This window comes from uncultured Tissierella sp., assembly GCF_902479755.1.
GTDB classification, from domain to species: domain Bacteria; phylum Bacillota; class Clostridia; order Tissierellales; family Tissierellaceae; genus Tissierella; species Tissierella carlieri.
In genome coordinates, this window is sequence record NZ_CABSQO010000030.1 from 44,336 (window position 1) to 50,571 (window position 6,236).

General features: G+C 31.0%; 5 protein-coding genes. 1 reads left to right on the forward strand and 4 read right to left on the reverse strand.

The features are described 5' to 3' along the window. Positions 1-696 (reverse strand): response regulator transcription factor, encoded by a 696-nt coding sequence (locus RDK80_RS14785; RefSeq protein WP_308524720.1) that lies wholly within the window; start codon positions 694-696, stop codon positions 1-3. A 294-nt stretch (positions 697-990) separates the two neighbouring features. After that, positions 991-1,272 carry a hypothetical protein gene (locus RDK80_RS14790; protein ID WP_308524717.1) on the reverse strand — a complete coding sequence of 94 codons (282 nt, stop codon included), beginning with the start codon at positions 1,270-1,272 and terminating at the stop codon, positions 991-993. A gap of 118 nt (positions 1,273-1,390) precedes the next feature. Between RDK80_RS14790 and RDK80_RS14795 the strand changes: the two genes are divergently transcribed. Beyond that, positions 1,391-3,220 carry an acyltransferase family protein gene (locus tag RDK80_RS14795; protein WP_308524718.1) on the forward strand — a complete coding sequence of 610 codons (1,830 nt, stop codon included), beginning with the start codon at positions 1,391-1,393 and terminating at the stop codon, positions 3,218-3,220. A gap of 248 nt (positions 3,221-3,468) precedes the next feature. Here the strand turns inward: RDK80_RS14795 and RDK80_RS14800 are convergent, their stop codons facing one another. Next, on the reverse strand, positions 3,469-4,617 hold the full coding sequence (locus RDK80_RS14800) for a toxic anion resistance protein (protein WP_094899936.1): 1,149 nt from the start codon (positions 4,615-4,617) through the stop codon (positions 3,469-3,471). An 18-nt stretch (positions 4,618-4,635) separates the two neighbouring features. Next, positions 4,636-5,958 carry a 5-bromo-4-chloroindolyl phosphate hydrolysis family protein gene (locus tag RDK80_RS14805; protein WP_094899935.1) on the reverse strand — a complete coding sequence of 441 codons (1,323 nt, stop codon included), beginning with the start codon at positions 5,956-5,958 and terminating at the stop codon, positions 4,636-4,638. Positions 5,959-6,236: the final 278 nt, after the last annotated feature.

Consider the following 6,236-nt stretch of genomic DNA (forward strand, 5'->3'; position numbering starts at 1 on the left):
TTATTTTATCCTCCAGCGATATCCTAATCCATAGACTGTTTCAATAAATCCTCCATACTCTTCTTCATCCATAAATATCTTTCTTCGTAATTTACTAATAAATGATACCATATTCTTTTCATCATAAGAATCATACTCTTCTAACCCCCAAATCTGATCATATAATTGTTCTTTTGTAAATATATGATTTTCATTGGTCATTAAAAGTAGCAGTAAATCAAATTCTTTATTTGACAAAGGAATTTCCCTAAGATTCACTTTTAAAGTTCTATAATAATTATTTAATTCAATATTTCCATATTTAATAATCCCCTTCTCTGGATCTTGATTATAATAATTTGCTCGTCTTATAATTGAATTAACTCTCGCTAAGAATTCATCAATACCAAAGGGTTTTGTTAAGTAATCATCTGCTCCTAATTTAAGACCCTTTACCTTATCTTTTTCTTCACTTTTAGCAGTTAGCATTAAAACAGGTATACTACTAATTTCTCTTATATTTTCTATTACAGAAAATCCGTCTACTTCTGGCAACATTATATCTAAAATAATCAAATCAAATTTGATTTCTTTCATCTTCTCCAATCCTAAAATTCCATTTTCAACATGTATTGTATGATAGTCCTCTTTCTTTAGGCAATTCACAAGTAATCTTCCTAAATCAATATCATCCTCAACAATTAGTATTCTCATCACCTCTTCCAAATCATTTCCTCCAATCTAAATATAAATTTTCTTATTGCAGATCAATATTAAATAAAATTAAATCCATAGAAATAAAGCACCTATCTCCTTATTTTATATCCTATATTTTTCTATAACAACAAATATTACTCCAACCTATTATAAACAATAAACTTCACAATGCCTTAAGTATACCACAATGATATAGTAAATAGTTGGTATCCATTTGGTGAAAACTTAAATTTTCTATAATTATTTAAAGGCGCTTTCTTTTACTCAATAGAGACATTCTCTCTCATAATTATATTAAACCTTTAGTAATATTGTAATTTTATATCCTGATGTACTTGCATAATATTTTATTTTCTCTAATAAGTCATCTAACTTTTTTAATAATTTTTTAATTAATTCTATATAATTAAGAATTCTTGAAACGATTGATGGATTTTTTCCTCTAGATAAAATCCTGTTCTTTATTATGGTAAATAATATTGATGGAGAATGAAGCGGAATTTGTAGCCACTTAGGCCATGAGATATTATTTAGATGAATAGTTAAAAATATGAACAATAATATATTTGTAACCATATTGTAATCCTTATATAACCTGTTTGAAACTTTTTCTAGCTCCCTAACTAGTATAATTAAATTAAAAATTATAATTAACATTAGTTTAAATTGAGGAAGTAGGAGGAGAACTTACATATTGAATACTATACATAATCGTCGTTATATATCAGGATTAGATGGACTTCGTGCCTTTGCAATTTTATCAGTAGTTTTTTATCACTTTAGTTTTAGTTGGGCTAAGGGAGGTTTCTTAGGAGTTGACATCTTTTTTGTCTTATCTGGTTATTTAGTAACCTCTAAGATTTTATTATCACAAGAAAATTTCAAATTAAGAACTTTTTGGAAAAATCGTATTAGCAGGCTATTACCCTCTGCTTATTTAATGATTATGATTACCGTCTTATGGGTAATCTTTTTTAACCATAGACTTTTGACAAACCTCTTAGGTGATACAATATCTTCTATTTCATATACAACTAATTGGTGGTTTATTTTTCATAAGCTTTCCTATTTTGATAGCTTTGGTTCACCGTCTCCCTTGAAACATATTTGGTTTTTGGCAGTACAAGAGCAATTCTACATCTTATGGCCTTTTATACTTATGATAGTATTAAAAAATACTAAAAAAACTAAGAAGCTTTCGTATATAATTTTTATCGGAGCCTTGCTTTCAGCAACTTTGATGGGTATACTTTATGATCCAGCTGCTGATCCAAGCCGTGTATATTATGGCACAGATACCCGTGCTTTTGAATTATTAATAGGAAGTTTTCTAGCAGCTGTTTCAGCAAATAAAAAACCTTTTACTAAGGAAGTTTCTATAAAACACAAAAACCAGCTGAAACTCTTAAGCATTATTACTTTCTCTATCTTTATTTTTAGTGCTGCATTTATAGATGAATATAATTCTTTTTTGTATAGAGGTGGATTATTCCTGTTTAGTCTAAACACAGCTTTGCTTATAGCATGTGTTTGTCATCCAAAAGGGATTTTAGGTCCCATGCTTTCATGGAAACCTCTGCGCTGGATTGGCACAAGATCATATGGAATATACCTTTGGCATTACCCTATTATGGTACTAAGCACCCCTATATACGAAATAGGCAATCCATCCTACTTACGTGTCTTTATTCAACTGACTATTACATGTATTATTGCAGAATTTTCATATCGATTTATAGAGCTGCCAATACGAAAACTTGAGTTTCGAAAATATTATAATTACTTAACCATTAGTTTTTTTAAGAGGAATTCCTTAGCATTTACAAAAAAAACTGCAACTATAATATCAGTTCTAGTGATTATATCCCTTGCTATTGGTATCAATAATATAGTAAGAATAAAATCGAACCTAGAAAATGCAGAAATATATTCATCAGAAACAAATACAGATGAAACTTCTGAGGGCGAGGGTTCTAATGGAGATTCCAATGAAACCAATGAAAAAGATATAAATGTATCTACGGAAAATGATGAAGATATTTCATCAACAGCAGCGGAAGATTATAATGAGATATTGGCTATTGGAGATTCTATTATGTTAGATATTACTCCAACCCTTAATAAGACATATAACAGTATTACAATTGACGGAAAAATTGGAAGGCAAATGTCAGAAGCAATAACTTTAGCTACTAAGTATGCTGAATTTAATGATTCTGATAAAGCAGTTATTATTGAACTAGGAACAAATGGCTACTTTACAAGTAAACAAATTGATGAACTCCTTGACTCTTTTTCAAAGTCACATGTTTTTTTAGTAAATACTCGTGTACCACGTTCTTGGGAAAGCAAGGTCAATAAAATCTTAAAAGAAAAAGCTGAAGAACGAGAAAATATAACCCTAATTGACTGGTATTCTATAGCTTCTGAACATCCTGAATACTTTGAACAAGATGGTGTACATTTAAATTCCAAAGGAAGTGAAGCTCTAGTAGGTCTTATTAGCAAAAATCTAAAGATATAATTTTATTACATTTTGATATATGGTATCCTCAAGGGCTCATCCTTCGGCTCATCATCAGCAACTCTAATGAAGTGGATTAATGATGTCATGAGTTATTGGATTACTTGATTATCTTTCTAATTTTTTAAGCTTCAAGAACTACTTACTCTTTCTCTCCATAGATATGGAATATTAGCTATTTTTACAATTCTAATTTGCACAAAGAAATATGTCAAATGGGTATTGCAATACCCATTTGACATATTTCATTAACCTCTGATTTCTAAAAGTTTAGTTTTCAATTCTTCCTCAATTCTATTTAACTCAATTTCTGCTTCCTTCCTCTTCTGATGACCTTCTGCTTGAATACGCATAACTTCATCTAGAGTCGATATTAATGATTCATTAGTAATACGAAGTGTCTCAATATCCACAATTCCTCGCTCTGATTCCTTTGCTGTTTCAATAGTTGCCATTTTAAGTGTTTCAGCATTTTTCCTCAATAGCTGATTCGTCATATCCGTTACTTCTCTTTGAGCTTTTGCAGCCTGACTTGAATGAGTAACCCCCAAAGCTAAAACCATCTGACTTTTCCATAGCGGAATTGTGTTTACGATGGTAGACTGAATTTTTTCAGCCATTATAGTATCATTGCCTTGAACCAAACGAATCTGTGGCGCCATTTGAATCGAAATCATTCTAGTTAATTCCAAATCGTGAATTTTTTTCTCAAAACGGTTACAAATAGCAGTTAAATCGTTAACCGCCTGTGCATCCTCTGGTAAACCACTTGCAGCAGACTTATCTATCAGTACAGGTAGTTCTTCCGCCTGAACCTTAGCCAGTTTCTTTTTACCTGCCATAATATACATAGAAAGCTCTTTAAAATATGTCTTATTAAGCTCATACATCTTATCAAGCATTGCTATATCCTTCAGCAACTGTATCTGATTCTTCTCCAAGGCCTCACAAATTTTATTTATATTAACTTCTGCCTTATCATATTTTGCTTTCATTGCTGTAAGTTTGTTTGATGATTTTTTGAAGAACCCTAAAAATCCTTTCTCCTCTTCCTCTACATCAAAACTTTTCAATTCTGTTACAACACCTGAAAGCATCTCACCAATTTCACCTAGATCTTTAGTTTTCACATTATTTAAGGCTGCTTCAGAAAAGTCTGCTATCTTCTTTTGAGCTCCTACCCCATATTGGAGAATCTGATTCGATTTATTTAAATCAATCTGATTTGCAAAATCGTCAACCATCTTTTTCTCTTCAGGTGAAAGATAGCTTTCATCAAATACTTGCTTTTGAATCTGCACATCATCTTTATTCAATATATCTTTGCTTAGTACTTCTTGAGTTGATGTATCATCACCAAAAGGTTCAAAAGTTAGTGTTGGTATTTCATTATTCATATTTTATCCTCCGCCGTTTTATTTTTTAACTTTCATATTCTTCTCTGTTAATCCTTCTTGTGCAAACATGGTTTCTAATACAGATATATCTGTGGATATATCCATTGCCACATCCTCGAACAAACCATCCAATAAATTTTCAAATGCAAGATTAATGGTATCCATTGTTTCCTCTATTTCTTTCTTGGCATTTGAAATATTCTCTCCTTCTATAGGTTGATAGTCCAATTTCTTATAAGCATCCACCAGTTTCAATGTTGTTGGCAGAAAATATTCCGTGAACTTCTTTATTTCAGGGAATTTTTCCGGATGAAGCTCCACATAATCAAAGATTTTTCCTGTTACTTCTTCTAACCGATCTAGCTTACGTGAAATTTCTTCACCTGGAATTGCGATATTAGCATCTTTAATTTCCATGACGAATTTTCGCCCTTCATCAATTGTTTTTCTAATTTCTGGTTTCAACCCATCAGTTTCATTATTCTTTTCTTCCTCAGTAAACTCTTGGTTTATGGTCTGAGCCTTCTGTTTTTGCTGTTCCTCTAAATCCTTTATTCTCATATTTTCCTGCAGTTCAAGATACTGCTCATAGCATTCATTATTTAACATAAAACAGGTCTCTTTATCATCAATATGTCCTTCAGGAAACATACCTTTAACAATCATTTTTCGCAGATCTTTCACCGTAGCTTTATTACTTAATCCTGTTGTAGAAGAAAGATCCTTAATTAAGCAGTAATTACGCCCATACATCTTTACTATATACCTTTGAAATCTTTTTAATCTTTTACGAATCCTGCTTCCATTCACCCATAAAATTATACCTGCTATAAAAAGAGGAAACAATCCCATAGCAATGGTATGAAATACACCCCTTCCTCCAATCAGATATCCTAATAAGGTTAATACAATTACTGCTATTCCAAATGCAGTACTTCCTATAACTCCAAATACAGTAAGCAATATACCTGATACTTGTCCAACAGGAACAGTGAACTTAGTTGGTCTTAAAGCTACCTTACCACGACTGTAAGAGTTATTGTAATTACTCATGGTATTATAGTTGTTTATTTGTTGTTTTTGTTCATTCAGTATCTGTGAATCCTTTTGGTATCTATGCTTATAATCATTAATCTTAATACGCTTACTATTACAAGTTTGATTGTTCCAGTTATGATGATTCTCTTGTTTCCAATCAATTGATCTTTTAACCTCATCAAGCGCACCTTTAACAACACTCTCAATATCGCGATTTAAGCTTTTAAAATTCCCATTATTCAACGCATCCTGAACTATATCTTTAATTTGGTTCCCTAAATTTAAATTACCCCGCCTATTCATATTTCCCTCCAAGTGATTAACTTTAGAATATGTCTTTCTCTATAGTACTAAATATATTTTTATCATTGCGTAAATCATACCATATCTTATTTTCGAAATCAACTATCATTGAAAGGGTATTTTTATTGTATATATCTATCTACCTTACTTTAGAATACGCAAATTTGCAGAATCAATTCATCACAATATATTATCATAAATTTACATTGCTCCTTATACATCTTCCTCCTCGTATAATATAGTTACAGTTTAATAACTGTATCTCTTTTCTATCTCAC